This window comes from Lysinibacillus sp. FN11, assembly GCF_024628845.1.
Taxonomy (GTDB): domain Bacteria; phylum Bacillota; class Bacilli; order Bacillales_A; family Planococcaceae; genus Lysinibacillus; species Lysinibacillus capsici.
The window spans coordinates 1630746-1655889 of record NZ_CP102383.1; the positions used below are offsets into that span (position 1 = coordinate 1630746).

Here is a 25144-nt window from a genome sequence, read left to right on the forward strand (position 1 = left end):
ACCGTATTTATATAATATATGTTAATAATGATATATTGAAAATAGAAAAAGTTGTAAGCTAAGATTCATTTTTAATTGATTTATTAAGAAATTGGGTATGAAGCTGTGAGTGAAATCGATAAACGTAATAGACTAAACGAGGAGCCATTCACGTTATGAAGGAAAGCAAATTAAAATCGTCAAGTAGAAAGAGGCTGAGCGTCTACTAGCAAACATTCAGCAGGTGGAGGGGCAGATAAAGGAAGTCCAGCTATTGTTAGCTAAAATTACGGGTAATTTTAAACGGGGTTTCGAAAAATTGGCTAAACATAAAAAAGGGAATAAAGTTTAAAAAAAGATTTATTGAGATAATAATTATGCAAAGCTAATATCAACGTACTGGAGTGGTTTTTTCTTTTTAAGGCCAGAGTTAAGGGGGATTAAAACAATTATTTACTGTATGGTTCTCTTTTATAAAAATACAAGCACTTGCTTTGTCCAATGAGAAGGGGAGATAAATTAACGAACAATTATCGGATTTGAATTTTTTGTTAATTATTAGCTCATTTTACCATTTAGCCGATAACCTATGATATTCTATATTAGAATAATAAATTAGGAGGCGGTAATATGTATTACAGCAATGGTAACTATGAAGCTTTCGCACGTCCTAAAAAACCTGAGGGAGTCGATGAAAAATCTGCTTATCTGATTGGCTCAGGTCTAGCCTCACTGTCAGCAGCATGTTTTTTAATTCGTGATGGCCAAATGAAAGGTGAGAACATTCATATTCTTGAAGAGTTAGATATTTCAGGAGGAAGTCTTGATGGCATACTTAATCCAACGAGAGGGTTTATTATTCGCGGTGGACGAGAAATGGAAGATCATTTTGAATGCTTATGGGATTTATTCCGTTCCATTCCTTCGTTAGAAGTAGAAAATGCTTCGGTTTTAGATGAATTTTACTGGCTCAATAAAGAGGATCCTAATTATTCAAAATGTCGATTAATGAAGGATAGAGGCCAAAGACTAGAGGATGATGGCAAGTTCACCTTATCAGACAAATCCTCAGAAGAAATGATTAAATTATTCTTTACGCCTGAGGAACAATTAGAGGATAAAAAAATCACAGATGTTTTCTCTGAAGAATTTTTTGAATCGAATTTTTGGCTCTATTGGTCCACAATGTTTGCGTTTGAAAAATGGCATTCTGCGATGGAAATGCGTCGTTATATTATGCGCTTCATTCATCATATTGGCGGATTACCAGATTTATCGGCCTTGAAATTTACAAAGTATAATCAGTATGAATCGCTCGTGCTTCCAATGATTAACTATTTAGAAGGTCATAATGTTGATTTCCAATATAATACGGTAGTAGAAAATGTTTTAGTTGATAGGGTAGGAGACAAAAAAGTAGCTCATACATTGGTGTTAAGAAAAGACGGTGTGAAAAAGAATATTGAACTAACAGAAAATGAGTTAGTGTTTGTGACAAATGGTAGTATTACAGAAAGTACAACATACGGGGATAATAATACGCCAGCCCCTATCAATAAAGATTTAGGTGGCAGCTGGTCCCTGTGGAAAAATATCGCTGCCCAAGGTGAAGAATTTGGTCGACCAGAAAAGTTCTGCGATAATCTGCCAGAGGAAAGCTGGTTTGTTTCCGCTACCCTGACAACATTAGATGATCGAGTGGCTCCATATATTGAAAAAATCAGTAAAAGGGACCCATACGCTGGTAAGGTCGTAACAGGAGGAATTGTCACAGCTACCGATTCTAATTGGATGCTAAGCTATACATTGAACCGACAACCTCACTTTAAAAATCAACCAAAGGACCAATTAGTTGTTTGGATTTATGGCTTACTATCAAACAAGCCAGGTGATTTTATTAAAAAAAGTATTACGGAATGTACAGGCATTGAGATTGCACAAGAGTGGTTATACCATATGGGTGTACCAGTGGATGAAATTCCAGACATTGCACAAAATTCTTGCAATACGATTCCATGCTATATGCCTTACATCACCTCTTATTTCATGCCAAGAGCAATGGGTGATCGTCCACTTGTTGTGCCAGAAGGGTCTGCTAATTTAGCCTTTATTGGCAACTTCAGTGAAACAGCAAGAGACACTGTCTTTACTACGGAATATTCCGTAAGAACGGCGATGGAGGCAGTCTATCAACTATTAAGGATTGACCGAGGTGTGCCAGAGGTGTTTGCGTCTGCCTTTGATGTTCGCACATTATTAGCATCGACGGCTCGTTTGCTGGATGGTAAAAAACTAACAGATATTGATGCACCATTTATCTTAAAGCAAATCGGTAAATTGGGTATTCATAAAACAAAGGATACAATCATTTATGATTTACTGAAAGAAAGTAAACTAATATAGTGTTATAGCTGAAAAATAGACAAAGCGGTTTGAGGGGCTTTGTCTATTTTTTTACAGCCAATCCTTTATATAGGCATGTAAACCGATAAACGCACCTAATCCCATGCCAATAAAGACAGGCACGACGAGGTTGGCTTTCTTTTGTACGGTTTTCATTTCTTCCATTGAAATCCCTTCTTTCTCATCACATACTTAAAATTCTAAGCGCATTGTCTGGTTCGTATCCTTGAACCCGTGTTTTTCATATAAGGATTTAGCGCCTTTATTTTCAGTCAATACATTTAACTCCAAATAGTCCAAGTGACGATAGGCTGCCCATTTTTTCGCTTCATCTAATAAAGCAGAGCCAATTCCTTTGTTTTGGTAATGATTGCCAACAATCACATCCACAATAAAAGCATATTTGTGTTCAACCAAGCAAGTATAGGGTGGGGTCGTTGTTTCTTGAATAAGCAAAAAGCCTACTACTTCGTTCTCGAATGTTGCGATTAAAATATCTGAATCATCTTCAATGATCGTAAACCTGATAAAGTTGGCATCTTGTTTGGCAGGTTTGATATATTTAGGTTGAAGAATCGACATCTCAAAAAAAGCTTTGGTATAAACGCTCAATTTGTGGAATTTCATCGAGCGTTGCAGTTTTTATTTCCATACTATCCCTCCGTCAGTTTTAGCATCATAGTAAGTAATATTTTACATTAATGGTTGATTAATAGAAAGGGGAAGGCACATGAGGTTATGGCATATAGATTTAATTGCGTATCTACCAAAGGGACAACTACTGTCGCAGTGGAGAGAGCTAAATAGCATATTTGCGAAAGAGGATCAGCATATACTGATTAATTATATATACGAATACCCGAAAGAAGACTTGTATTTGTATACAGAAAAAGTCATGGATGAAATGAAGAAGCGGGGTTATCAAATTCGAACCTACGAAAAAAAGAATAACTACTTTAAGGATTTAGGTCCAGTAAAGGATAGGAAACCCTTTCAACAGCATCATAATCAGGAATATCTTGAAATATGTTTTTATAATTTAAAGGAGAAATTTATAAGAGGCCAGAAGGATTATGAAGAAGAAATGTATCAGCAATTATGCACATATGTAAATAACGTGCTTTAACTAGGAGGGGAATACATGCTAAGAGCGATTATATTTGATGTAGATGGAACGATTTTGGATACAGAGCAAGCGATTTTACAGTCATTGCAAAGAACCTTACGAGAAGAAACACAACAGGACTATCCGTTTGAGGCGCTACGATTTGCTTTAGGCATCCCAGGAAAAGATGCATTGCAGAGGCTCAACGTGGATGACATAGAGGCTGTGCATCAGAAATGGTCTGCGGCTGTGCTGGATTTTTCACATGAAGTGGCTGTTTTCGAAAGTCTAGAGGAAGTTATTCAGCACCTTACAACAAAGCCGCTACAATTGGGTATTGTCACTTCTAAAACAGCGCAAGAGGTAGTGGATGAGTTTGAGCCGTTTGGGTTAAGTGAGTATTTCCAACATATTGTAAGTGCCAGTGATACGGAAAAGCATAAACCAAACCCAGAGCCGCTGTTAAAATGTCTGGACGCATTACAGGTAGCACCAGAAGAGGCCATCTATATCGGTGATTCTATCTATGATTTTCAATGCGCAAAGCAGGCAGGTGCTAAATTTGCCCTTGCCCATTGGGGAGCCAAATCCACCACTGGCTTTGAGGAGGCAGATTACGTTTTTTATGAGCCAAAGGATATTTTAGCAATCGTTAAGTAGCATGAAAAATAGAAGATGGTATCCTGGATTTCACACCATCTTTGCCTATGAGGAAGGTAAATAGTTAAAAAGGTTAAGACAGTTAAATTCCCTATATCTACAATCACATGAGATAAAAAATTTGCTGTCAGTCGCCTGAGAAGATTGTGAAATTTTAATGAAAGAATATGGAGTTGCGTAGGCAGCTCTTTTTTCTTTCTTGAATAGTGGTATCAGAAAATTTATAAGAAAAGTAATTGACACCCAAACTACTCGGTGTTACTATGTAGTTGTAATAAGTAATACTTAATAGCTTCTCGAAAGCGAAAAAATTTTACCTAAGTACTAAGTTGTACAGAATAGTAAAGCAAATAGAGGTGGTTCTGCATATGGAAAATTTAACAGAGATGCTGAAGGGGTCCCTGGAAGGCTGCGTACTGGAAATCATTAGCCGTCATGAAACCTATGGATACGAAATTACCCGACGCCTGAACGAGTTAGGGTTCACTGAAGTCGTGGAAGGGACGGTCTACACCATCCTCGTGCGTTTAGAGAAAAAAACTGGTGAATATTCAAAAGAAACCATCAGATATGGGACCACCCCGCAAGTTTTACTCACTTAATGAGGCTGGACGTGACGAACTAAAATTATTTTGGGAAAAGTGGGATTTTATCTCGTCAAAAATCAATGCTCTAAAGTCTTTTTAGTTTCATATGATAATGCGTCTGATCTTTAGCTTGATAATACAAAGGAGGAAAATAACGTGATCGAATTGTTCAAAAAAATGATGGGTGATAAAAAAGAGTACAAGATGATGATGGCACGGGTCGAACAACTACCAGAGGATTACCAATTTGTGTTTAAAAAAATTCAAAACTACATGTGGAATTTCACAGTGGGTAATGGGATGGATATGCTGCATATGCAATATGAATTGATCGAGTTGTTCGAGGCTGGGGCAGCAGAAGGCAGGAAAGTGCTGGAAATCACTGGCGAAGATGTAGCGTCTTTTGCTGATGAGCTAGTGGCAAACGCAAAAACCTATATCGCCAAGTATCGTGAAGATTTAAACCAAAGCATTTTAAATCGATTAGGAAAAAATAAATGGGTCAGTAATACCGACTGAATAGCTACTTGTTCATTGTTGCCTTCGCTATTCAGTTTTAATTTCAAGTGGTACTAAGTTATACAGATTATCAGTCAGACTGAGTAGTTAAGGAAGGGCAATCTACTCTGCAAAAAAAGGGAGGAAAAAGGATGATTGAAGGTGCGATTTCTGTAAAAGGGTTAAATAAATCTTTTAAAGAAAAGGAAGTTTTAAAGGGCGTGGATTTTGAGGTGCGGCGTGGCGAAATTTTCGCATTGTTAGGCTCAAATGGAGCAGGGAAGACGACGATAATCAATATTCTCTCCACATTGATGAAGGCTGATGGTGGCAAAGTAGCGATTTGTGGTTTTGATGTCCAGCACCAACCAGATCATGTTCGTCAGAGCATCAGCCTGACAGGGCAGTTCGCCACTTTAGACGGTACGCTCACAGGGCGAGAAAACCTGATCATGATTGCCAAGTTGCGAGGGGTTTCCAATCCCGCTCAAACCGCAGACAATCTACTCGCAAGATTCAGCCTGACAGATGCAGGCAATCGTCGGGCAGACAATTTCTCTGGCGGGATGCGGCGCCGACTTGACATTGCCATGAGCATGATTGGGACGCCAGCAGTTATATTTCTAGACGAACCAACTACAGGGCTTGATCCTGAAGCACGAATGGAAGTCTGGGAAACAGTCAAGGAGCTTGCCGATGGTGGCACGACCATCTTGCTAACGACCCAGTACCTGGAGGAAGCCGAACAACTGGCGGATCGTATTGCCATCCTACATGAAGGAAAAATGATAACGACAGGCACCCTTCTAGAACTTAAAGAGATGTTCCCACCTGCGAAAGTAGAGTACATTGAGAAGCAGCCAACACTGGAGGACATTTTCCTCGCCATCATTGGTAAAAAGGAGGAGATTTAAATGAAGAGTAAAACATGGGTATTGCTAGGGCGTTTAATGCGTAACATTATGCGCAGTCCTGATACAATAATCACGGTGGCGATTACGCCAATTATCATGATGCTACTATTTGTCTACGTATTTGGTGGCGCAATAGACACAGGTACAGCCAACTACGTTAATTATTTATTGCCAGGAATCTTGCTGATGGCAATTGCATCGGGCTGCGCTTACACTTCCGCGCGGTTGTTTACAGATAGAAAGAGTGGGCTGATGGCACGTTTTATCGCCATGCCCATCAAGCGCTCGTCTGTATTGTGGGCTCATGTGTTGGCCTCGCTTATTTCCAACGCGCTTACTGTTGTAGTTGTTATCCTTGTTGCGTTGTTGATGGGTTTCCGTTCTAGTACGGATCTCTTGAATTGGTTTGCGGTAGCTGGCATACTAGGGCTGTTTACGCTAGCACTGACATGGTTGGCAGTCATTCCTGGATTGGCAGCAGGCACGATGGAGGGGGCAACAGCTTACTCATACCCGCTGATTTTCCTACCTTTTATCAGTTCTGCCTTTGTTCCCACGGAAACCATGCCTACAATTATCCGTGCGTTTGCTGAGAACCAGCCCGTTACCTCAATCGTCAATGCAATTCGTGCCCTCTTATATGAAGGCTCTGTTAGTAATGATATCTGGCTCGCTCTTATGTGGTGCATCGGCATCATGGTCATTGCTTATTTTTTCGCCATTAAACAATTTAAACGCCAGTTAGGCTAAATTCGGCATTATCAAGTAAGCCATACGAAAAAGTCGATTTCTTATTATATAGAAAATCGACTTTTTCTCGCTTCTATTCAATTTAAAGGGATAAAGACAATGCTAATTTCGAAAATGATTTCGTGCTAGCAGTGTAGCTGACTGATATTCAGAAGGCAACTCGTCCTCAAAATAAATCGCTTCTACTGGACAAACTAATTCACAAGCGCCACAATCAATGCAAAGATCTGGATCAATTACATATTGGGTACCTGTCATAACAATGCAATTTACTGGACAGACATCCAAACAGACAGCCGCTTTTTCATCCCTGCATAATTCTGTAATTACAAATGCCATTATAAATCCTCCTATACAGACAACTGGTGTTTTAATTCTTCGGGTGAGTGTTTCCAATACGCTTCATTAAATTCAGATAAAAACTGATAAAGTAGCTTTTTTGAATGACTATCCATATGCTGCAAAAGAAATTTCCCTTTCAGTGCCTTATCTAAAAAATTTACCTGCTCTGGCAAAGATTTATAGCCAAGCTTAATACGACGTTCTTCCTTTGATACCCGTACTTCACTTGCGGTACATCCCGCATAATAGGGGCCATTTTGATTAACCTGAATCGCTACCCAAACTATCCAGTAACGATAATAATCGCTGCTAGCATGGGCTAGGTCAGGGGAAAAACGAACTTTTTTTTCAATTTTACTTCGTCCGTGTAAGGCGTCTAAATCTATAAACACGTGCTCTTTTTCACAATCTATAATAATTGACGTTACATTATTTAGATCAAGGGTACCTACTCCGTAACCTCCATCTCCGTCAGTTGAATCGTTACTTAAAATTGTAAAATGCATTTTCTCTTTCATAGAAGTCACCTCGACACATTTGTATTTCCTTATTAATAAATAGTTAATCGGTCTGAACATACAGTTTTGCTCATAGCAAAAATCGCATAAAAAAAACATCACTGTACGCTGCGTTGTACAAGATGTATACCTGCTGGTAATTTTTCAAGTACAAAACTAACAAACACATTACGTATAGTTTTTATAAATTAAGATACTTGAACGTTTTAGTAGTAATTTTTTTCTATACGTAACGGTTGTCTAGGATTTCTCCTAATACTTTTATAGTTAAAAAGTATAAATACAATATACCGTCTAACATCAATGATTGTCTTCAGACTAATGTCTGAAATGTTATGTATTGGAAATTTGACGATAATTCAGTGATTGGACCTTTAATTAACGGAACGTGGTTGCTATCAATTTTGCCCTTTCTTTTTAATTGGTAGAAAGCAAGTATCTGTAAAAGAGACAAAGACTCCTGTGTTGAAAAACAGCTTTTTTTCTATAAAGGAAAATAAAATTGCTTGTTGTTGTAACAATAATAGTGTACGATACATAGTATAAGTTATACAGTGTATGTCATATAGTAAGTGAAATTGAGGTGAGTAAATGAGTACGTTACTGAATTCATTAATGACAGAACTTAGGAGAGGAACACTGACATTAGCAGTTTTAAGTCAATTACGAACACCGCAGTATGGATATTCACTTGTTCAATTATTAGAAGATTCGGGCATTAACATCGATCAAAGTACCTTATATCCATTGCTTCGCCGTTTAGAAAAACAAGAGTTAGTGACAAGTAGCTGGGAAACCTCTGAGAGTAGACCCCGCAAGTATTATGTATTAAGTGAATATGGATTAGACGTCTTTTTGCAATTGAAACGAGAATGGATTAATAATTCAAAAGAACTTTATGAGTTACTAAAAGGAGATGAGGATAAAGATGAATCTGACTGAAATTTATATTCAAGAAGTCACGCGGAGGCTGCCTGAAAAAAATCGTGAGGATATTGCACTTGAGTTACAATCAACCATTGGGGATATGCTGCCTGATGATTACAATGAGCATGATGTAAAGGAAGTGCTGGAAAAGTTAGGGAACCCAGCGGCGTTAGCGAGCGGTTATCGTGATCAACCAATGCATTTAATTGGCCCTCGCTATTTTGATGTATACCTCTCGCTACTAAAAATGATTATTCCCATTGCCGCTGTCATTGCGGTCATCTCCATGATTGCTGAATATTTTATTGGATTTGGTGGGGAAGAAGCAGTTATGAATGCTGTCCTCAATATGATGGGTGAAGGAATATGGAGGATCATTGAAGTAGGCATACATGTCTTTTTCTGGCTAACACTTGTATTCGTCATTTTGGAACGAACAGATAAAGGAAAAGAGCAGCATCCATTATCAGCAAGTCTTAAAAAATGGACTCCTGAGGATTTGAAAACCGTCATTTATATTCCGAAGAAAAAAGCAATTACCAAGCTTGAAGTATTTGGCTATTTAATGTGGACGGCCATTTGGGCAACACTATATTTTTATGCAAATCATCTTTTAGGTATATATGAAGGTGGTGGAGAGGGTCTCAAATTCGTAACGCCAGCTTTAAATCAGGATGTTTTACTTCGTTATTGGCCCATTGTAATCGTTGTCATTGCTCTCGAAATTGGGTTAGCTCTCTATAAACTACTGAAAGGGCAATGGACGAGGAAAGTGGCAATCTTTAATACAATTGTGGAGCTTTTCGCAACCGTTGTATTCATTGTGATAGTAAGTAATCCGAATTTAATGAACCAAGAAAGTATCACGTACATGAGTAAATTATTTACAACATCTACTAAGCAATTTGAAATATGGCTAATTGGCGGCATAATTATTATATTTGTTGTATCTGCGGCAATCAGTATATTCGACGGCTTCCGCAAGGCACGAATTCGGTAATTCATTGTTGTTTATCATTATTAGTACACAACCATGGATACATTACTTAAAGATGGCCTCCGTATAGAGCCATCTTTTTCTTTTGAAATCTACGTAGGATGAAGTGAAATTACATAAATAAACAGTGGGGGAATTAAAATGGATTTACTAATTGGAATAGCAATTGTACTAATTGTGTTTTTCTCTTCAAGCATAATAGAGAAAAAGTTAAAATCGATTGAAAGGCAAAACAATCGCATAATAGAAATAATAGAAGAAATAAGAGATAGAAAATAAATAGATAGTTTACCAACAGTAAAGTTTAGTATAACGATGAAATACCCCATCAAAAAAATCTAGCTTTGACGGGGTGTTTTTATCTGCCAAAGATGAAAAAATCGCACGACATTAAATAAAGGGACAAGTCTATGATTTTAATGGGAAGGTATTATTCAGGCGGATATTTATACGTTTTGAGATGCGTGTGATGAATCAATTTAACATCTGGTCCTGAAGAAATTTCATAGGTCATTTGATCCCTTCCAATAGGAATCCATTGTCCGCCATCCGTAGGTTCAATTTCAAATGTAATTTGCATGTTAAAGCCTCGGAAATGATTTCTTTTTGTATCAATTACTTCAATTTTCCATGGCGTAATATGAGGGGAAACATCCTTCCTAATCGTTGAATAATAATTGGTCAAATCTTCTTCAATATAAGGAGTAAGCAAAAGCATGAGCATATCCTGCAATCTCAGCTCGTTAGAATCCTGTGTTGGTTCAGCTGTTGAAGCGGGTATTGTTTGAAATGAAGTAATTAGTACAAGGGAGAATATAAAAAACAGTAAAATCTTTTTCATTTTCTTCCAAACACCTCTTTGTGATCTTTCCCTAATGCATTGTATTGTTACCTTTATGGAATGAAGTATGTATGATCGAAATAAAGGTGTTCGAGTATAGGTTATACAAACAATTGAAGGTATTTTCTGACATGTCGATTGGCAAAAATAAGTTGCAATACGGTTCATCATAATAAATGGTGTGGAACCAATCATTTTGCCTTGCTATATTTTGATCAACATAGGTATTCGATAAAAAATTTAAAATAACTTCTAACATAAATCTACGTCCCATGTTAAACGAATTCGCTTAACACTAATTCTATTTATATGATAATAATACTTGGTTTTATAGACCATCATCTTGCATATGCTAAAATTTACACGTCGTAGCGAAGAATGGCTGTTATCCAGTCCTTTACTAATAGTTGCCATTGGAGCTGTGAACTGTCTAAGGAAGAGAGAGACTTTGCAGCTCTTTAGGGAGCAAGTGTATTTTATGACGTATTATTTCATTGTCAGGTGATTCTGTATCAATAAATAAAAGATAGCGTCCAATTAAATCTTCCTTATACATAGATGGATAATCAAGGGCTTTTAATACACGTGTAGAAAATTCCACACCATTTAGGTTTACTTCAAAATGTCCCCGCACATTAAATTCACAGTGAATATGTATACCAGATAATCGACGTAGCGCTTGTAGGAAAGCAGCTAATGTTCTTTCACTAATGAAATAGGTTTTCCAATAGTATTGACTCTCTTCGTGTTTACTTGAATTAGCATCATATGTATCATATCTTATTTCTAATGTTTCTTCGGCTTCGTCAAATTTTTTCCTAGTGAGGTAGTGCCGTGCAATTTTTTTAATGGTGTGATGATCTAAGTCACATCCATAGCTCAGAATAGTTACTTGTCTACGTTGTGCTTTGGCGAATAACCGCATTTCCAAATTTGCATCATTATTTAAATCCCAGCCATAGCGTGGGTTGTAATGAATACATGTACTTTTGTTCATTGCGACCTCCTTTTTGCCATGTCTACTACCATTATAAATAATTTTGTCTAATTTTTCCTTATTTTTCTTTTAAAAATGAAACTTTTGGATTTTTAGTTTCGTATAAACTGGAAAATACTTTTTTAGGAGGTAATTATGGCTAAATGGAGAGGCACAATCCTTCTTTGTACATTGCTACTAACAGCCTGTACAGCGGAAACCGTTCAACCTAAAGAACAAATACAGGAAGAGCGAAACGATGAAAATATGGTGGTCACAAAGGATGGCAAGATAACCTTTGAGATTAAGAATGAGATTGGTGTTCCACAAGATAAAGTAGAGGCTATAAAGGATGAAATTGTGACAGCATACGACCACATAAAGGATTCTATACATACTTCCTACACGCCATCTGAGCACATTAACGTATGGTTTAAGGAAGACGGTCTCTCCTGGGGGTTTGCATCGAAAATCGAACTAACTGGTGTTAATGAAGATATCTATCCACTAGTCCATGAAATGACCCATTCTTTACTTGGCTATGGCAACAATTTCGGATCAGACCATGGCTATTTTACACAAGAGGGTTTTGCGAGTTATATGGAGGATCAATATGGAAAAAATAAATTATACTTTGAAAAATACATGAAGCATTATTTGGATTCAGATAAGTTAATTCCCATTAGTAAGTTAATTGATCCAAATCAAGATGATGTCTATTTTCGCCCAGCACTTTCAAGTGAAGAACAGAATCGAGTCATGATGGAGATGAGCTACACGCATGCGGCATCATTTGTTAAATACTTAATTGATACCTACGGACTCGAAAAGTTTGAACATATATACAACGAGAAAGAACTAGCGCAAAAATTAGAGGAAGTTTACGGAAAGAGTAGTAGTGAGTTAGAAAAGGAATGGTTAGCATTTATTCAAAATCAACAAGGGTTTACTCATGAGGAAAAATTTAAATCAGGAAATTTTTATGATATGAATACAATTCTTCTTCAAATAGACCCAAAATATTTTGCCAAGGAATAATATTTTTCTAAATAAGTAAACCCAAGTGCTCTTTATTTGGAGCTCGTGGGTTTACTTGTGTATGAATTCGGATGAAACTGTCTATGTAATAAATGAACGCCCAGTAAAACGCACAGACCACCAATGATTCTTAATAATATATTTTTGAGAAATACAGTATCGTCAACCGTAATGACAATCAACAAAGGGCCAACCATAATCAATGCGATGCCTAGCAATGCTTTAATTACTCTCAACATGTAGAATTCACCTCAAATTTACCTTTTCTGATTTGATTATCGCACGATTGTCTGAAAAGGAAAAGGGTCACTAGGCTGGTAAAGTGACCCTTATAAAATAGCTAGTATGACCTTACAAACTTTAAGGTCTGTAAAAGGTTAGGTGCTAATTGGGATGATTAGTACATGAAAGAAGCGCCAACAATAATTAAAAGAATGAATAGAACGACGATTAATACGAATGTTGAACCGTAATAGCCGCCACCGCCAGAGTCGCCGCCATAATAGCAGCTGTTGTTCATGTTACCTACGTTTCCGTTGTATCCCACTGAAAATCCCTCCTTTCTACAATCTATAATATGTGTGCTGGCAGAAAGGAGAAATGGTATTTACCCTATGGTTCTAAAAAATGCTGAAAACATACTTGTAAATTACTTTTATAGAAGAAGGCTTTTCATTTACTTAATTTTTATTTTTTTACATAATTAGAGAGTGGTGTTTTAGGTTTGCAAGTAAAGTTAGAAAAGAAAGCGGGCGTTACATGCTAAGGGAAAAGCTAAAGCAAAAAATCATAAGTGAACCAACTGAATGTATGGCTTATTTAACAGAATTAGTGAAGTCAAATAGAATTTATGATGGGGAAGTATTGGCAATCATTATAGATGTTATAAAAAATGGACATGATCAATTAACCAACACGCAGTGGGATGTCTTGTTAGATAAGGGTTTACTACCTGATCTTTATGTAGAATGTGATGGCTGTGAAGATACCATTCCCTGGTCAGAAATGTACCGTGCGATTTTTATAGCGAGAGATCATTATTGTCCCTTTTGTAGATATTTAGCAAATAAAGAATACAAGGTTATTAGACTAGGATGGTTGAGGCAATAATGAAATGGTTCATAATAATTGCCGAATGGCTATTGTTTTTATATGTGTTAATTTGTCTATTGAGCTTTAACATAATTCACCTTGGAAACCTTCTCTATGTGGATATGCCACACGAAGAACCGATGACTGTGACAACATCCTTTGCGCAGACATCACTGTTTATTATAGGTATAGGTGTTGTTTGTTTTTTGTATATGAAGTATTTAAGGGGTAGTAATGCTTATAAAAGGTCAAAGGCAGTGATCTGGGGAAGTCTATTTGCCTGCCAAGCATTGGCAAGCGGTTTTTATTTGTTCATGCGATATGGGCTTATATGGAATCAGCATGAAGCAATGGAGCTTTTATTATCGACTTTGATTAGTTTCATTTTAACCATTCAGGCAGTTATGAAATATTACGTGTGTAAAAGGACCGAAACTTGATTGTGTATAAAATGCAGGAACGATTGATGGCAGTGAAATAGTCAAAATATAGGTGCGAATTTATCTGTTAAATATTAAAAAAGGAGAGAGCAAATTTGCTATAAAATGAAGAATATAGGTGAGAAATATGAAAAGAGGATTTAAACGCATTATGTTAATTATATTTACAATTATTATTTCATTATTGGTGTTGATTCTTACTTTGAGCTTTATTAATCATAAAATACAATTATCAAAAGAAGAGGGACGATTTGTTCCAACTGGGCAACTTGTAGAAGTTAATGGTCATCAAATGCACGTTTATACAGAAGGAAAAGGAGAAGATACCCTTGTTTTTATGTCTGGTGGTGGTACGAGCTCACCTGCATTAGATTTTAAATCTCTTTATACTTTGTTAAGCGATAAATATAAAATTGTTGTTGTTGAAAAGGCAGGTTATGGATTTAGCGAAGTCACAGATATTGACCGAGATATTGATACAATTCTAGCTGAAACAAAAGAGGCACTTTTTAAATCAGAAATTGAAGGTCCATATATTTTATTCCCTCATTCGATGTCTGGCATTGAAGCCTTGAAATGGGCGCAAGACTACCCTGATGAAATTAAAGCTATTATTGGATTAGATATGGCTGTTCCTGCTGTATATGAAGAAATATCTATCAATATGTTCCTCGTTCGATTAGGTGCTTTTACTGCTAAGACTGGTTTGATCAGATGGATTCCAAAACTATCAGAAAGTGACGCAATAAAATATGGGAATTTAACAGACGAAGAGAAAGAGTTGTATAAAGTAATTTTTTATCGAAGAACATTGACTAAAGATATGGTTAATGAAATAGATCATATAAAAGCAAATGCACAAAAAGTCAAAAAAGTGGGAATCCCGAACATTCCTATACTTTTGTTTTCATCGAATGGTGAGGGGACTGGTTTTGACAATCAAAAGTGGAATGGAATTCAAAATGACTTTATTAATAGGATTGATAAAGGTAAATTAATTGAGTTAGATTCTTCACATTATGTTCATAGTATTGACTATGAGCGAATAGCTGAGGAATCAGAGGCCTTTATAGAAAGTTTACATCGTTACTAGCATATGAGGAGGCCATATGTTGAAAAATATAATATTATTTTTTTCTCTACTAGCTGTTTTGTTAGTTACTTCGGGTTGTTTGAATGAAATGGTTGGGCAAAAAATAACTGTACAAAAACGAAGTGGTGAAGAAAATATTTTGAAGACTTTAAAGAATTCAATCAAAAAAACAAGTGGAAAAAGCGATTGATATAGTGAAAAATGCTAATTGGATAAATAAAAAAGTAGAAATGGCACGCTATATGCGGACTACCAATTTCAATTTTTATTTAAGAACAGTAGCGAAAACTAAATAGCCTATTATTCGCTTTGGGTTAGCCAAAATGGTGAAAATTTAGAAATTGTTACGGACAGCGATAAATATGTGGAATTAGCAAAGCGAGATACAGAAAATCTCTATAAAATTTTAACAGGAGAAAAAATAATAAAGTAATGCCATGTCCTGAATACGCTTCAACTAACAGAGTCTTGACTTGAAGACCAATGGTAGTTTAGTTTGAAGAGCTTTGTTTGACTTGCGTTCAACAAACGGGCCAGATTGTTGAGGAACATTCTTTAACGAAAGGTTCGAAAACGACGCTTTGGAGATTTTTTCAGTTACACTACATTTTAAAAATAGCATCTATTGTGCATCCGTATGGAAGCTGCTCTTTTTCAGCGTAGATGTTCACGTAAAATGTGATTTTTGCGTTGCCAACAGTATGCGTTTCTTCCTTATCTGCGTACACTTCAAAAAAATCAATCGTGTAATGTTTATACCCATCTTTCTCCATGTAACACCAAACTTCATTAGCTTTTCGTGGATCAAGGCCATTACTATGTAAAAACTCGATAAGCATATTATTTTTCATAATTTGCTCCGCATAAAAAATACAATCCTCACAGATGCAATGATTGACAGTACCAACAAGTTCTCCATTCGCATAAAATTGCTCATTTAATTGTTTCGTGTTCATTATGTCCTCCAATAGATTAATGGTTTAATTTTATCAATAATTCAAAAATTTTCGCACGTTTTTTTTATTCAAATAACGAAACAGATTGTTGGAAATTAATGTAATATATTTGAAAAATATTTGGATAATATATGTTAGAATGGTTATTAATTATACAATTATCGATTAAATTGTTTCAAGGAGGTTATTTATGAAAATAACAGAAGGCTATGGCAAAGTGATGATAGATGATTTTGAATTTTATGGTGAAATTAAACAAGATAAATGTTCTAAATGCAACTATAATTTAGTATATTACGATGATTTTGATTCTTATTTTTGTCCTAATTGTAATAGTTGGACTGAATCAAAATGTAGTGACCCTACTTGTAAATATTGCTCTAATAGACCAGAAACACCTTTAACTCACAAATAACGAAATTAAACTTCCATGAAGGGACTCAATCATCTTCCATTGTCTATGGAGACATGCTAATTTTGCCCTTCGTTGATGGCTAACTGAATGCTCAGTAATAAGAGATTACAATCATAGTATTTTATCAAAATGAAAAGTGAAAGATTGTTCTTCCAGAACTTAGGTAAAGAGTATTTGAAGGCTTTAACCAATTTTTGTTGGAGGTCTATCAAAAATGAAAAACGAAGAAAATAAGACAAATCAATACTTACCAAGCATAAACTACGATGATACAACTAACTGCGAACATGACATTGAATCTGATATAGTAGTTGGAAATTCACCATGCCCTTGCTGCGAGTTTATTACAATTCCGAATAATGGCGAGGCCCTTGCTTATATTTGTCCCGTATGTTTTTGGGAGATAGATTTGTTTATTCAAAGTAATGTAGAGGCAAGTGACCAAAACCATGGCTTAACATTGACTGAGCAAGAAAAAATTATCAAAGTTTTGGGGCAGTATTGCCTATGTTAAAGAAGTCTTGCAGGCAACCAAAAGAATATGAATATCCAACAAAATGAAGAAGCAGATTCAAAGTTGATTGGGTTGGAAAACGGCGACTACGGGAGGAGCAACGCAAACGGGTTGGTTCACCGCACACCCTCCAGAATGAGTACGTCTGAAACAGAAATTAACGGTTTTAAATTGTTCAAGAATCGGGCGAGATTTTGCAATAAGGAACAGCGCTAAAAATTATCAAATAATATAAACTAACAACACAATATTTTTTATGTGAAATAACAGGTGGGGATATTTAATATCAAGACCCAGATGAAGAAATTACCTTGGAAGAATTGCAAGGTAATTTCGAAATTTATTCATACATACCCGAAAGACTCAGAAGTTATGGAACAACTATTATCAAATTTATCTAATTGTGCGCATTTCTTTAAACAGGAATGCGTCTTTTTTAATATAAAATAAACAAAAACTCCGCGTTATTAGTGTGTAAAGAATGGAAATCCATGATGTAGGAAATAATGTAGTTCTCTAATGCATTACAATTTCAAAAGAAAACCAAATCAATGCGGAGGTAAAAATGACTGTTCTTGATTGTATCATTATAGGCGGAGGTCCTTCTGGGTTAAGTGCTGGCTTAACTTTAGGAAGAGCTAGGAGAAATATTGCATTAATGGATGATGGGACAAATAGGAATAGAGTGACACAAGCGTCACATGGATTTATTACGCGTGATGGGATAAAACCACAAGCGTTTAAAGATATAGCGTTAAAAGAGTTGGAGAATTACCCGTCTGTGTCCTATATTAATGCTACAGTTACTGAAATAATAAAGGGTATAGGTAATGAGCGATTTACTGTCAAAACATCTACTAGTCAGGAATTTGTTTCAGAAAAAATCATACTCGCCACCGGTGTTCAAGAAATATTTACTATACCAAGTATAAGAAAGTTTTATGGGAAAAGTCTATTTAGTTGTCCGTATTGTGATGGCTGGGAGCAAAAGGATAAGCCATTAGTGGTGTTGGCAGAACAAGAAGAGCATGTACTGCATTTGACCAAGTTAATTTATAATTGGTCACAGGATTTGGTTGTATTAACGAATGGAGCTCACTTATCTAAAGAAGGTAAAATGGAGTTACAAAAACACAATATCAAAATTATACCAGAGAAGATAAAAGACCTCATCGGTAAGGATGGGTACTTACAAAAAATAGAGTTTCAAACAGGAGCAACCATTATAAGGTCGGGTGGATTTGTTGCCCCATCTTATTATCGCCCCAATCAGTTTGCTGAGAAGCTTGGCTGTGATATTGATGAAGATGGAAAAGTGATAACAGATGGTGTTGGTAGAACAACTCAAAAAAATGTATATATTGCAGGGGAAACCGAAAGATCTAAACCATCCACTTTAATGATTTCAGCTGCTAAAGGTAATAAAGCTGCTGTTTCAGTAAATACTGATTTAACGATGGAACGCTTTTGATGACGTCATAACACTTGGAATAGGATCTTAGTAAAAACATATCAGCTAATGTATTCTCAAATATTGTGTTAGAGTTACTATAAGAAATGACAAAGAACGGATGATTGTAGAATCCGTTTTTCTTGTTGCAAAAATTATAGTTTTACAAGGGTAATAAAAAAGTGCGGAGGAATAAAAATATGAAACAAGTGGGGACTCTATACTTTTTCTGTGGAAAAATGGGGGCAGGAAAATCAACAAAATCAAAACAATTGGCTAAAGAAAAAAATGCGGTCCTTTTATCTGAGGATGAGTGGCTTTCCTCTCTTTATCCCAATCAGATCACATCATTTGAGGACTATCTAAAATTATCAGCACAGCTCAAGCCGATGGTGAAAAAGCATGTCCAAAACATATTGAGTGTTGGTACGGATGTAGTAATGGATTTTCCAGGTAATACTCAAAAACAGCGAAAATGGTTTTTGGATATAGCGTCAGAGGTCAATGCAAACCATCAACTAATTTTCCTTAATTTAAATAACCAGCAATGCTTGGTTCAAATTGCGCAAAGGCGTAATGAACAACCCGAAAGAGCAGCTTTTGACACGGAAGCGACGTTTATTGAAGTTACTAAATTTTTTGAAGCACCAGAAGCTTCCGAGGGTTTAAATATATGGGAGTTTAGTGGGAAAGAATAACACAGAGTTATCAGGCTCGCTTATTAAATGAACGTCATATTTTTCTTAAACTAACAGGGGTATTACTTGAAGAACATAGTGCTGTTTAGAAATTAGCTATTATTGTCATTTGTAATTTATGCGGTTTATGAAGAATTTTTTAAAATTATATTGACAAACTATTTTTTTTCTGTAAAATGAAAAACAATTCAAAAATATTTGTATAGAACAAAGGCTATGAAAAGAAGTAGTATCAATTATTTTTACGAACAGAAAGTTACCGGTCGATGAGAGGTGCATGTAAAACAATTGAGAATTCATCTTGGAGCTGTGTACCGAAAGGATTATTCTAAGTAGGCTACGCCGGTAAGCACCCGTAATCATGTGCGAGAGTATCGTCAAATGACCGTACTTCTTAAGGTAAGTAATGTGAATTGCTTATAAATTAAAGGTGGTAACACGAGTTGAATCGTCCTTTTGGTTAATCCAAAGGGGCGTTTTTTTTATTCCTTTTTTGACAAGTATTTGAAAATCTAAACGTATGGGGTAAGCATTATGAAAGATAATCATCAAGATTCACAACTAAAGCGGGAATTAAGCACGCGTCATATGCAATTAATTGCACTTGGCGGGTCCATTGGGGTCGGTTTATTTTATGGCTCTAGTTCAACCATTCAAATGGCGGGACCATCTATTTTACTAGCTTATTTAATTGGCGGGTTAGTTATTTTCACCATTATGCGTGCATTAGGTGAAATGGCAGTAGCGGAACCTGTATCAGGCTCATTCAGTATGTACGCGAATAAATATTTAGGACGCTTTGCTGGGTTCTTATCTGGTTGGACATATTGGTTCATGTGGATTGTCGTGGGCATGGCAGAATTAACAGTGGTCGGTGTATATATTAACTACTGGTTTCCAGATATTCCACAATGGGTAACTGCCCTTGTGGTACTTGTGATGATGACGCTTGTAAACTTAGCAAATGTAAAAGCATATGGAGAATTCGAATTCTGGTTTGCGATGATTAAAGTTGTGGCAATTATCGGTATGATTGTTCTAGGACTAGCCATTATTTTCTTCGGTGTCGGCAACCACGGTGAAGCAATTGGCTTTGATAATTTATGGGCACATGGTGGCTTCATGCCAAACGGTTTCCATGGTATTTTAATGTCACTCGTATTAGTTATGTTCTCATTCGGTGGGGTTGAATTAGTGGGTATTTCTGCAGGAGAAGCAAAAAATCCTAGCAAGTCTATTCCATCAGCCATTAACAACATCGTTTGGCGTATTTTAATTTTCTACATTGGGGCGCTAGGCGTTATGATGGTTATTTATCCTTGGAACGAAGTTGGTTCAGAAGGTAGCCCGTTCGTTCAAATTTTCGATTACGTTGGTATCCCTGCTGCAGCTCACATTATTAACTTTGTTGTCATTACAGCAGCAATGTCTGCATTTAATAGTGGCTTATACGGTTCAGGACGTATGCTACACAACCTATCTGTACAAAAAAATGGTCCAGAATATTTTAGAACAGTAAGCAAAAATGGTAGTCCAAGTCGAGGGATTTTATTTTCTTCTGCTGTGTTATTAATCGCGGTTGTCTTAAATTATGTAGTACCTGAAAAAGTGTTCATCTATATTTCTGCTGTTGCGACGGTTGCAGTTATTACAAGCTGGATGATTATTTTATTAGCACAATTGAAATTTAGGAAGTCAAAAACGAAAGAGGAAGTAGCCAAACTGAAATTCAAAATTCCGCTTTACCCACTTTCTACGTATATTGCTATTGTATTTTTATTAATGGTGATTGTGTTAATGGCGTTTATTCCAGATATGCGTGTTGCCCTATATGTCGCACCAGTTTGGTTTTTCATCTTATTTATTGGCTACAAAGTAATACATGTTAAAAAGTAGTTACATCTTTTTAAACTGATACTCTACAGCGCAAACATATTGTGAAAAAATCCTTTTGGTATATTCGATTCGTTACATTTATCTAAGGTTTAATAGTTTTTATCCATTAGTAAAGAATGTGATGAGTGCCTTCCTTTATGAATGGGTTCATAATAAAATTGATCTGTATTAGACAAAAAAGGAGGGGCATGATGGGAGTAGTATATTTGGCTGGTGGATGTTTATGGGGCGTACAAGCTTTTATAAAAACGTTACCAGGAGTTACGTTTACAGAAGCAGGAAGAGCGAATGGAACAAGTCGTACGCTTGAGGGCGATTATGATGGATACGCTGAATGTGTAAAAACGGGGTTTGATCCAACAGTTGTATCCATTAGGGATTTAATGGGCTATTTATTCGAAATCATTGATCCTTACAGTTTGAATAGACAAGGACAGGATGTTGGCGAAAAATATAGAACAGGCGTATATAGTGAAAATCCTGAGCATTTAAAAGAGGCGAGAGCATTTCTAAGAGAGAGAAATGATTACAAGCTTATAATGGTTGAAGTGTTGCCCCTAACAAACTATGTCAGAAGTGCAGAGGAGCATCAGGATAGATTAACCAGATGTCCAAATGATTATTGTCATATTCCCGCAGAAATTTTAAATAAATATAAATAACGGAATTTACAAGACCTTTCTATGTGCTAAAACGCAGAAAATTAGAAGGAAATGATCAATCTCATGAGAAGGCTAGAGCTTGTGAAGTTTACTACTTAAGCTGACAAGTGCTATTGATGAAACAAGAAAGCAAATTACTGTTAACCCCGTCCTAACTTGGAACGGGGTTATTCTTATTTAGAAGGGTTAAAATTGTCACTTTACAAAAGCGGAACTATTTAATTTTGATAAAGGGAAGCATTACGATTTTAAGTGAGATTTTCCCCTAAAGAGCCACAAAAGGTTCAGCAATTCCATATAGAGAGTTTGGATTAAATCATTTTTAGCAAATGGGTATATCAAAACTTTATTACTTACAGCACCCTTATGTTGGTATAAAGTAGTAAATGTAGAAAATTTACATAGATATTACATAGTGTTGAAAGGTTGAATGTTAATATGAAAAAAAGTTGGTTGTTATTATTCCTCATGGTATTGATGTGCGGATGTTCAAATCAATCCAAGGAGGAGACTGGGGTCGAGGCTAGCGTTGAACAAGAAGCAGCTTCTAAGTTAGCACAGGAAAAGCAGTTGGTAGATCGTCAATTATATGAGAAATTATCTGAGGCCGTTGAGACAATAGGCTATACATACGATATGCAAACATTTGCTGAAAATGAGTATAACCAGGGCGTTTTATATTCGGAATTAATCGATTTTGATAATGATGGGGTTCAGGAGGTTTATGCCTTCATGAAGGAGTAGACTATCCATTATCTGCATATACACATCGAAATAAGGATAATTATATCCAAGAAGTTTGGACGGGAAATGCGAATGGCGAAAGCGCTATTCTATCTTTTTCAAGTGAAGTTGATCAATTGGTCTGCTCAGCCTGTGATATGAATGTGTCTTTAGTCAAAGGTCAGGATGGTCGAACATTCATCAAAATGTTCTCCAATCAAACAAGTCAAGGCACTACGGTGGACAAGATATGGATTTATGCCAAGGAGCCATCTAACTCAGCAATGGAGTTAGTTATTACTGGCTATACAATTGATAATAACAATGCAGTGGGTATCGATTATTTTTTAGATGGTGAAGTAACAGATCAAGCCACATATGACACAGCTTTTGCCCCATATACTGGAGAGGAACGTTCCATACTGATTAGTAATTTTTCCGAGAAAAAATATGGTTTCGATTATACTAGCCCAGCTAGCAATGTTGGCACAGTCCTTGCTGCCCTCTTACCGAGCGTAAATAGTATAGTTGGGCAAGAAGCATTGCTAGAAAAGAAGAAAAGGGAAGAAATCATCGGTGCCTTAGGTGAATTTAATACAGTGAGACGCATCCATCATCAAGACAAACGTGTCGTCCAATCTTTAGTGTTAGATGTTATTCAAAAGGCCAATCTTGACCATGAGTATTCAGACATGAGTGAAATGGTTTTTGATGGGGCCTCCGTCAAAGAAAAATACAAAGAAACATTTGGCGTTGACTTAGATATCGAGAAGATGAATTTCCCTTCCAGAGATAGCCAGTCCATTATGTCTTATGAAGCAGGCAAGTTTTATATCTATCCAACTGGTTTTTATTTTGATGCGATTGACCGCCATTTTCAAGATGTCTATAAAGTCAGAGACGATTTATACTATGTGACCATCTTAGATAATGAATTTAATCATACTGAATACTCGCTCTCAAAGGATACAAACATTACATCAGAGGAAATGTTTGCGCAGGATTTTGCAAGTTGGCCTAAGGAAGCACGGATTTGGCTAAAACCAGGGATACAAAGATATGCTGTGGTGAAATATATGGATGGGGTACCGAAAGTTCAATACCTCGGTGCACAAAACTTAACAGATCAACAAATAGAGGCATTCTAAGTTTCCCTAGCAATCCCCTAGATTGAAATATGGTAAAATGGACAAAAGCATAAGGTTTGGAGGGATGACATTGGCAGAAAAAAGATTAAAAGTTTGTGAAAATGGACATCGATTTTACAAAAGCACAGATTGTCCAAGCGGCCCTACCTGTGATCGGGAAAATAAACCTAACAGTGGCTTCCTTTCCAAACTAAGTTCACCTGCAAGAAATGCATTAGTGCACGCAGGTATTGATACGTTGGAAAAACTATCTATGTACACGGAAAAGGATATCTTAAAATTGCATGGTATTGGACCAGCCTCCTTACCGATTATGAGATCATCATTGAAAGAAGAAGGCTTGTTATTTAAATAAGTGAGGGGGAAGACAACAATGTCAACGAAGGAATTATCACAAGAGCAAACCGAGGAACTAATCAATACTTTGCAAGTTCGCTTCGAGAAAAATACATCTCGTCATGAAGGGCTTGATTGGGCAAATGTCCAAGCTAAGCTAGAGGATAATAGGGAGAAACTATGGTCGCTCCACGAAATGGAGGCAACAGGTGGTGAACCAGATGTAGTAGGCTATGATGCAAACACGGATGAGTTCATTTTCTATGATTGTTCTGCGGAAAGTCCTAAAGGTCGCAGAAGTTTATGTTATGACCGTGAAGCATGGGAATCTAGAAAAAATCATAAGCCTGAAAATACGGCAATGGATGTTGCCAAGGAAATGGGCATTGAGCTGTTAACAGAGGAGCAATATCGCCAGCTACAGGAGCTTGGCAAGTTCGATTTAAAAACATCAAGCTGGGTACAAACACCTGACAACATTCGCAAACTAGGCGGTGCCATCTTCTGCGACCGTCGCTATGACATGGTCTTTATGTACCACAATGGAGCAGAATCCTACTACGCTGCAAGAGGCTTCCGTGGATCGTTAAGAGTTTAAAAAATAAAGGCATATGCCGATCTGCGGATGAGCATATGCCTTTTTCTATGGAAATATAGTTAGGCCAATGTCTTTCTAGTTAGCTATAACCTTTATTTAGTGTATGATAAACTAAAAGGGGAGGTGGAGAATTATGTTAAATTGTTTAAAAATTATTTTTTCCATCACAGGCATATCTCTCGCAGTTTACGGACTAATCACACGTGATTTCCAATTGAATTACCTCATGATATTGTTCTTAGGCCTTTTCATGTTCACTTTAGGGATTCAAGAATTTCAAAAACAGCGAACAGTTTATGGTTGGTTCCTAATGGGGGTATCTATATTTTCAATCTATGTGTCCGTTCAAAGCTTTGTCTTGATTTAAGGGAAGCAGCCACTGTTAATTTTCGTAATACCATACATCGATCAAGTTCTTCCAGCCATTTTCATCAATCACTTTCAACTTATATAATGGCCCTATATTTGTATGGTATTCAGTTGAAATTTGCATGGCATTTTTTTATACTGTTGATGTCATCAGCATGAACTCTACAAGAATTAACAAAATGAATAATAAGAATATGACTTAATGCTAATCATTTGATG

General features: G+C 36.4%; 32 protein-coding genes, 1 pseudogene and 1 other annotated feature. Of the genes and pseudogenes, 26 read left to right on the forward strand and 7 right to left on the reverse strand.

What is annotated here, in order from left to right:
• Positions 1-609 precede the first annotated feature (609 nt).
• Positions 610-2382 carry an oleate hydratase gene (locus NP781_RS08650; RefSeq protein WP_221679896.1) on the forward strand — a complete coding sequence of 591 codons (1773 nt, stop codon included), beginning with the start codon at positions 610-612 and terminating at the stop codon, positions 2380-2382.
• Positions 2383-2574: 192 nt separating this feature from the next.
• On the opposite strand, the gene NP781_RS08655 is transcribed toward NP781_RS08650, so the two are convergent.
• Entirely contained in the window at positions 2575-2964 is a 390-nt protein-coding gene (locus NP781_RS08655; protein WP_257522026.1) for a GNAT family N-acetyltransferase, read from the reverse strand.
• Positions 2965-3112: 148 nt separating this feature from the next.
• Here NP781_RS08655 and NP781_RS08660 point away from each other — a divergent pair, with 148 nt between their 5' ends.
• From NP781_RS08660 to NP781_RS08685, 6 genes and pseudogenes are all read left to right on the forward strand, one after another.
• Positions 3113-3508, forward strand: coding sequence for a pyrimidine dimer DNA glycosylase/endonuclease V (locus NP781_RS08660; protein WP_257522027.1), 396 nt, complete (start codon positions 3113-3115; stop codon positions 3506-3508).
• 15 nt (positions 3509-3523) lie between these two features.
• Positions 3524-4147, forward strand: coding sequence for an HAD family hydrolase (locus NP781_RS08665; RefSeq protein ID WP_257522028.1), 624 nt, complete (start codon positions 3524-3526; stop codon positions 4145-4147).
• 368 nt (positions 4148-4515) lie between these two features.
• Positions 4516-4834 (forward strand): annotated as a pseudogene (locus tag NP781_RS08670) (PadR family transcriptional regulator).
• Between the two features lie 56 nt (positions 4835-4890).
• Positions 4891-5253 (forward strand): DUF1048 domain-containing protein, encoded by a 363-nt coding sequence (locus NP781_RS08675; protein ID WP_257522029.1) that lies wholly within the window; start codon positions 4891-4893, stop codon positions 5251-5253.
• 131 nt (positions 5254-5384) lie between these two features.
• Complete coding sequence (locus tag NP781_RS08680; protein ID WP_221679893.1) at positions 5385-6146, forward strand: ABC transporter ATP-binding protein; 762 nt, start codon at positions 5385-5387, stop codon at positions 6144-6146.
• A complete protein-coding gene (locus tag NP781_RS08685) occupies positions 6147-6896 on the forward strand; it encodes an ABC transporter permease (RefSeq protein ID WP_257522030.1) in 750 nt (249 codons plus the stop codon). It abuts the gene before it with no gap.
• A gap of 102 nt (positions 6897-6998) precedes the next feature.
• On the opposite strand, the gene NP781_RS08690 is transcribed toward NP781_RS08685, so the two are convergent.
• Together NP781_RS08690 and NP781_RS08695 are read right to left on the reverse strand one after the other, a co-directional pair.
• Positions 6999-7235 carry a DUF362 domain-containing protein gene (locus NP781_RS08690; RefSeq protein ID WP_221679891.1) on the reverse strand — a complete coding sequence of 79 codons (237 nt, stop codon included), beginning with the start codon at positions 7233-7235 and terminating at the stop codon, positions 6999-7001.
• 11 nt (positions 7236-7246) lie between these two features.
• Positions 7247-7756 carry a YwhD family protein gene (locus NP781_RS08695; RefSeq protein WP_221679889.1) on the reverse strand — a complete coding sequence of 170 codons (510 nt, stop codon included), beginning with the start codon at positions 7754-7756 and terminating at the stop codon, positions 7247-7249.
• 591 nt (positions 7757-8347) lie between these two features.
• Between NP781_RS08695 and NP781_RS08700 the strand changes: the two genes are divergently transcribed.
• The 3 genes from NP781_RS08700 (at position 8348) to NP781_RS08710 (ending at position 9959) form a co-directional block, all read left to right on the forward strand.
• Positions 8348-8698: a PadR family transcriptional regulator gene (locus tag NP781_RS08700; RefSeq protein WP_016994532.1), complete on the forward strand. Its 351-nt coding sequence runs from the start codon at positions 8348-8350 to the stop codon at positions 8696-8698.
• Complete coding sequence (locus tag NP781_RS08705; protein ID WP_257522031.1) at positions 8685-9683, forward strand: HAAS signaling domain-containing protein; 999 nt, start codon at positions 8685-8687, stop codon at positions 9681-9683. Before NP781_RS08700 ends, NP781_RS08705 begins: the two co-directional genes overlap by 14 nt.
• 138 nt (positions 9684-9821) lie before the next feature.
• Positions 9822-9959, forward strand: coding sequence for a hypothetical protein (locus NP781_RS08710; protein ID WP_221679885.1), 138 nt, complete (start codon positions 9822-9824; stop codon positions 9957-9959).
• A gap of 151 nt (positions 9960-10110) precedes the next feature.
• Here the strand turns inward: NP781_RS08710 and NP781_RS08715 are convergent, their stop codons facing one another.
• Positions 10111-10521: a DUF3888 domain-containing protein gene (locus NP781_RS08715; RefSeq protein ID WP_221679883.1), complete on the reverse strand. Its 411-nt coding sequence runs from the start codon at positions 10519-10521 to the stop codon at positions 10111-10113.
• Between the two features lie 430 nt (positions 10522-10951).
• Positions 10952-11518, reverse strand: a complete 567-nt coding sequence (locus NP781_RS08720; protein ID WP_257522032.1) for a hypothetical protein — start codon at positions 11516-11518, stop codon at positions 10952-10954.
• A gap of 135 nt (positions 11519-11653) precedes the next feature.
• On the opposite strand from NP781_RS08720, the gene NP781_RS08725 reads away from it, so the two are divergent.
• Positions 11654-12535, forward strand: coding sequence for a gluzincin family metallopeptidase (locus tag NP781_RS08725; protein WP_221679879.1), 882 nt, complete (start codon positions 11654-11656; stop codon positions 12533-12535).
• A 397-nt stretch (positions 12536-12932) separates the two neighbouring features.
• Here the strand turns inward: NP781_RS08725 and NP781_RS08730 are convergent, their stop codons facing one another.
• Positions 12933-13055, reverse strand: a complete 123-nt coding sequence (locus tag NP781_RS08730) for a YjcZ family sporulation protein (protein WP_081456919.1) — start codon at positions 13053-13055, stop codon at positions 12933-12935.
• Positions 13056-13294: 239 nt separating this feature from the next.
• Between NP781_RS08730 and NP781_RS08735 the strand changes: the two genes are divergently transcribed.
• The 4 genes from NP781_RS08735 (at position 13295) to NP781_RS08750 (ending at position 15350) form a co-directional block, all read left to right on the forward strand.
• Complete coding sequence (locus tag NP781_RS08735; protein WP_221679877.1) at positions 13295-13645, forward strand: hypothetical protein; 351 nt, start codon at positions 13295-13297, stop codon at positions 13643-13645.
• Positions 13645-14067, forward strand: coding sequence for a hypothetical protein (locus tag NP781_RS08740; RefSeq protein WP_257522033.1), 423 nt, complete (start codon positions 13645-13647; stop codon positions 14065-14067). The genes NP781_RS08735 and NP781_RS08740 overlap by 1 nt, the downstream gene beginning before the upstream one ends.
• A gap of 127 nt (positions 14068-14194) precedes the next feature.
• Positions 14195-15160 (forward strand): alpha/beta hydrolase, encoded by a 966-nt coding sequence (locus tag NP781_RS08745; protein ID WP_257522034.1) that lies wholly within the window; start codon positions 14195-14197, stop codon positions 15158-15160.
• A 19-nt stretch (positions 15161-15179) separates the two neighbouring features.
• Entirely contained in the window at positions 15180-15350 is a 171-nt protein-coding gene (locus NP781_RS08750) for a hypothetical protein (RefSeq protein ID WP_221679873.1), read from the forward strand.
• Between the two features lie 412 nt (positions 15351-15762).
• Here NP781_RS08750 and NP781_RS08755 read toward each other — a convergent pair whose 3' ends face one another.
• Positions 15763-16116 carry a hypothetical protein gene (locus NP781_RS08755; protein WP_221679871.1) on the reverse strand — a complete coding sequence of 118 codons (354 nt, stop codon included), beginning with the start codon at positions 16114-16116 and terminating at the stop codon, positions 15763-15765.
• Between the two features lie 190 nt (positions 16117-16306).
• Between NP781_RS08755 and NP781_RS08760 the strand changes: the two genes are divergently transcribed.
• From NP781_RS08760 to NP781_RS25615, 11 genes are all read left to right on the forward strand, one after another.
• Entirely contained in the window at positions 16307-16531 is a 225-nt protein-coding gene (locus NP781_RS08760; protein WP_004228499.1) for a toprim domain-containing protein, read from the forward strand.
• Between the two features lie 214 nt (positions 16532-16745).
• The gene (locus NP781_RS08765) at positions 16746-17045 is read left to right on the forward strand and encodes a CPCC family cysteine-rich protein (protein WP_257522035.1); all 300 of its coding nucleotides are present in this window, start codon (positions 16746-16748) and stop codon (positions 17043-17045) included.
• 565 nt (positions 17046-17610) lie between these two features.
• Complete coding sequence (locus NP781_RS08770) at positions 17611-18516, forward strand: NAD(P)/FAD-dependent oxidoreductase (protein ID WP_257522036.1); 906 nt, start codon at positions 17611-17613, stop codon at positions 18514-18516.
• A 179-nt stretch (positions 18517-18695) separates the two neighbouring features.
• On the forward strand, positions 18696-19193 hold the full coding sequence (locus tag NP781_RS08775) for a P-loop nucleotide/nucleoside kinase family protein (protein WP_221679867.1): 498 nt from the start codon (positions 18696-18698) through the stop codon (positions 19191-19193).
• Between the two features lie 207 nt (positions 19194-19400).
• Positions 19401-19652, forward strand: a binding site (T-box leader).
• Positions 19653-19727: 75 nt separating this feature from the next.
• Positions 19728-21089: an amino acid permease gene (locus tag NP781_RS08780; RefSeq protein ID WP_221679865.1), complete on the forward strand. Its 1362-nt coding sequence runs from the start codon at positions 19728-19730 to the stop codon at positions 21087-21089.
• A 191-nt stretch (positions 21090-21280) separates the two neighbouring features.
• Positions 21281-21751, forward strand: a complete 471-nt coding sequence (locus NP781_RS08785; RefSeq protein ID WP_257522037.1) for a peptide-methionine (S)-S-oxide reductase — start codon at positions 21281-21283, stop codon at positions 21749-21751.
• A gap of 438 nt (positions 21752-22189) precedes the next feature.
• On the forward strand, positions 22190-22495 hold the full coding sequence (locus tag NP781_RS08790; RefSeq protein ID WP_257522038.1) for a hypothetical protein: 306 nt from the start codon (positions 22190-22192) through the stop codon (positions 22493-22495).
• 143 nt (positions 22496-22638) lie between these two features.
• The gene (locus NP781_RS08795) at positions 22639-23622 is read left to right on the forward strand and encodes a hypothetical protein (RefSeq protein ID WP_257522039.1); all 984 of its coding nucleotides are present in this window, start codon (positions 22639-22641) and stop codon (positions 23620-23622) included.
• A 64-nt stretch (positions 23623-23686) separates the two neighbouring features.
• A complete protein-coding gene (locus tag NP781_RS08800) occupies positions 23687-23977 on the forward strand; it encodes an RNA polymerase alpha subunit C-terminal domain-containing protein (protein WP_257522040.1) in 291 nt (96 codons plus the stop codon).
• An 18-nt stretch (positions 23978-23995) separates the two neighbouring features.
• A complete protein-coding gene (locus NP781_RS08805; protein ID WP_257522041.1) occupies positions 23996-24556 on the forward strand; it encodes a DUF4256 domain-containing protein in 561 nt (186 codons plus the stop codon).
• A 250-nt stretch (positions 24557-24806) separates the two neighbouring features.
• Positions 24807-24923: a DUF3953 domain-containing protein gene (locus NP781_RS25615; RefSeq protein WP_232735592.1), complete on the forward strand. Its 117-nt coding sequence runs from the start codon at positions 24807-24809 to the stop codon at positions 24921-24923.
• Positions 24924-25144 lie beyond the last annotated feature (221 nt).

Excerpts from the sequence above, each read along its gene's own strand:
- NP781_RS08650 (WP_221679896.1), top strand. The coding sequence starts at position 610 with ATGTATTACAGCAATGGTAACTATGAAGCTTTCGCACGTCCTAAAAAA.
- NP781_RS08655 (WP_257522026.1), bottom strand. The coding sequence starts at position 2,964 with ATGTCGATTCTTCAACCTAAATATATCAAACCTGCCAAACAAGATGCC.
- NP781_RS08660 (WP_257522027.1), top strand. The coding sequence starts at position 3,113 with ATGAGGTTATGGCATATAGATTTAATTGCGTATCTACCAAAGGGACAA.
- NP781_RS08665 (WP_257522028.1), top strand. The coding sequence starts at position 3,524 with ATGCTAAGAGCGATTATATTTGATGTAGATGGAACGATTTTGGATACA.
- NP781_RS08680 (WP_221679893.1), top strand. The coding sequence starts at position 5,385 with ATGATTGAAGGTGCGATTTCTGTAAAAGGGTTAAATAAATCTTTTAAA.
- NP781_RS08685 (WP_257522030.1), top strand. The coding sequence starts at position 6,147 with ATGAAGAGTAAAACATGGGTATTGCTAGGGCGTTTAATGCGTAACATT.
- NP781_RS08690 (WP_221679891.1), bottom strand. The coding sequence starts at position 7,235 with ATGGCATTTGTAATTACAGAATTATGCAGGGATGAAAAAGCGGCTGTC.
- NP781_RS08695 (WP_221679889.1), bottom strand. The coding sequence starts at position 7,756 with ATGAAAGAGAAAATGCATTTTACAATTTTAAGTAACGATTCAACTGAC.
- NP781_RS08700 (WP_016994532.1), top strand. The coding sequence starts at position 8,348 with ATGAGTACGTTACTGAATTCATTAATGACAGAACTTAGGAGAGGAACA.
- NP781_RS08705 (WP_257522031.1), top strand. The coding sequence starts at position 8,685 with ATGAATCTGACTGAAATTTATATTCAAGAAGTCACGCGGAGGCTGCCT.
- NP781_RS08710 (WP_221679885.1), top strand. The coding sequence starts at position 9,822 with ATGGATTTACTAATTGGAATAGCAATTGTACTAATTGTGTTTTTCTCT.
- NP781_RS08715 (WP_221679883.1), bottom strand. The coding sequence starts at position 10,521 with ATGAAAAAGATTTTACTGTTTTTTATATTCTCCCTTGTACTAATTACT.
- NP781_RS08720 (WP_257522032.1), bottom strand. The coding sequence starts at position 11,518 with ATGAACAAAAGTACATGTATTCATTACAACCCACGCTATGGCTGGGAT.
- NP781_RS08725 (WP_221679879.1), top strand. The coding sequence starts at position 11,654 with ATGGCTAAATGGAGAGGCACAATCCTTCTTTGTACATTGCTACTAACA.
- NP781_RS08730 (WP_081456919.1), bottom strand. The coding sequence starts at position 13,055 with ATGAACAACAGCTGCTATTATGGCGGCGACTCTGGCGGTGGCGGCTAT.
- NP781_RS08735 (WP_221679877.1), top strand. The coding sequence starts at position 13,295 with ATGCTAAGGGAAAAGCTAAAGCAAAAAATCATAAGTGAACCAACTGAA.
- NP781_RS08740 (WP_257522033.1), top strand. The coding sequence starts at position 13,645 with ATGAAATGGTTCATAATAATTGCCGAATGGCTATTGTTTTTATATGTG.
- NP781_RS08745 (WP_257522034.1), top strand. The coding sequence starts at position 14,195 with ATGAAAAGAGGATTTAAACGCATTATGTTAATTATATTTACAATTATT.
- NP781_RS08755 (WP_221679871.1), bottom strand. The coding sequence starts at position 16,116 with ATGAACACGAAACAATTAAATGAGCAATTTTATGCGAATGGAGAACTT.
- NP781_RS08760 (WP_004228499.1), top strand. The coding sequence starts at position 16,307 with ATGAAAATAACAGAAGGCTATGGCAAAGTGATGATAGATGATTTTGAA.
- NP781_RS08765 (WP_257522035.1), top strand. The coding sequence starts at position 16,746 with ATGAAAAACGAAGAAAATAAGACAAATCAATACTTACCAAGCATAAAC.
- NP781_RS08770 (WP_257522036.1), top strand. The coding sequence starts at position 17,611 with ATGACTGTTCTTGATTGTATCATTATAGGCGGAGGTCCTTCTGGGTTA.
- NP781_RS08775 (WP_221679867.1), top strand. The coding sequence starts at position 18,696 with ATGAAACAAGTGGGGACTCTATACTTTTTCTGTGGAAAAATGGGGGCA.
- NP781_RS08780 (WP_221679865.1), top strand. The coding sequence starts at position 19,728 with ATGAAAGATAATCATCAAGATTCACAACTAAAGCGGGAATTAAGCACG.
- NP781_RS08785 (WP_257522037.1), top strand. The coding sequence starts at position 21,281 with ATGGGAGTAGTATATTTGGCTGGTGGATGTTTATGGGGCGTACAAGCT.
- NP781_RS08790 (WP_257522038.1), top strand. The coding sequence starts at position 22,190 with ATGAAAAAAAGTTGGTTGTTATTATTCCTCATGGTATTGATGTGCGGA.
- NP781_RS08800 (WP_257522040.1), top strand. The coding sequence starts at position 23,687 with ATGACATTGGCAGAAAAAAGATTAAAAGTTTGTGAAAATGGACATCGA.
- NP781_RS08805 (WP_257522041.1), top strand. The coding sequence starts at position 23,996 with ATGTCAACGAAGGAATTATCACAAGAGCAAACCGAGGAACTAATCAAT.
- NP781_RS25615 (WP_232735592.1), top strand. The coding sequence starts at position 24,807 with ATGTTCACTTTAGGGATTCAAGAATTTCAAAAACAGCGAACAGTTTAT.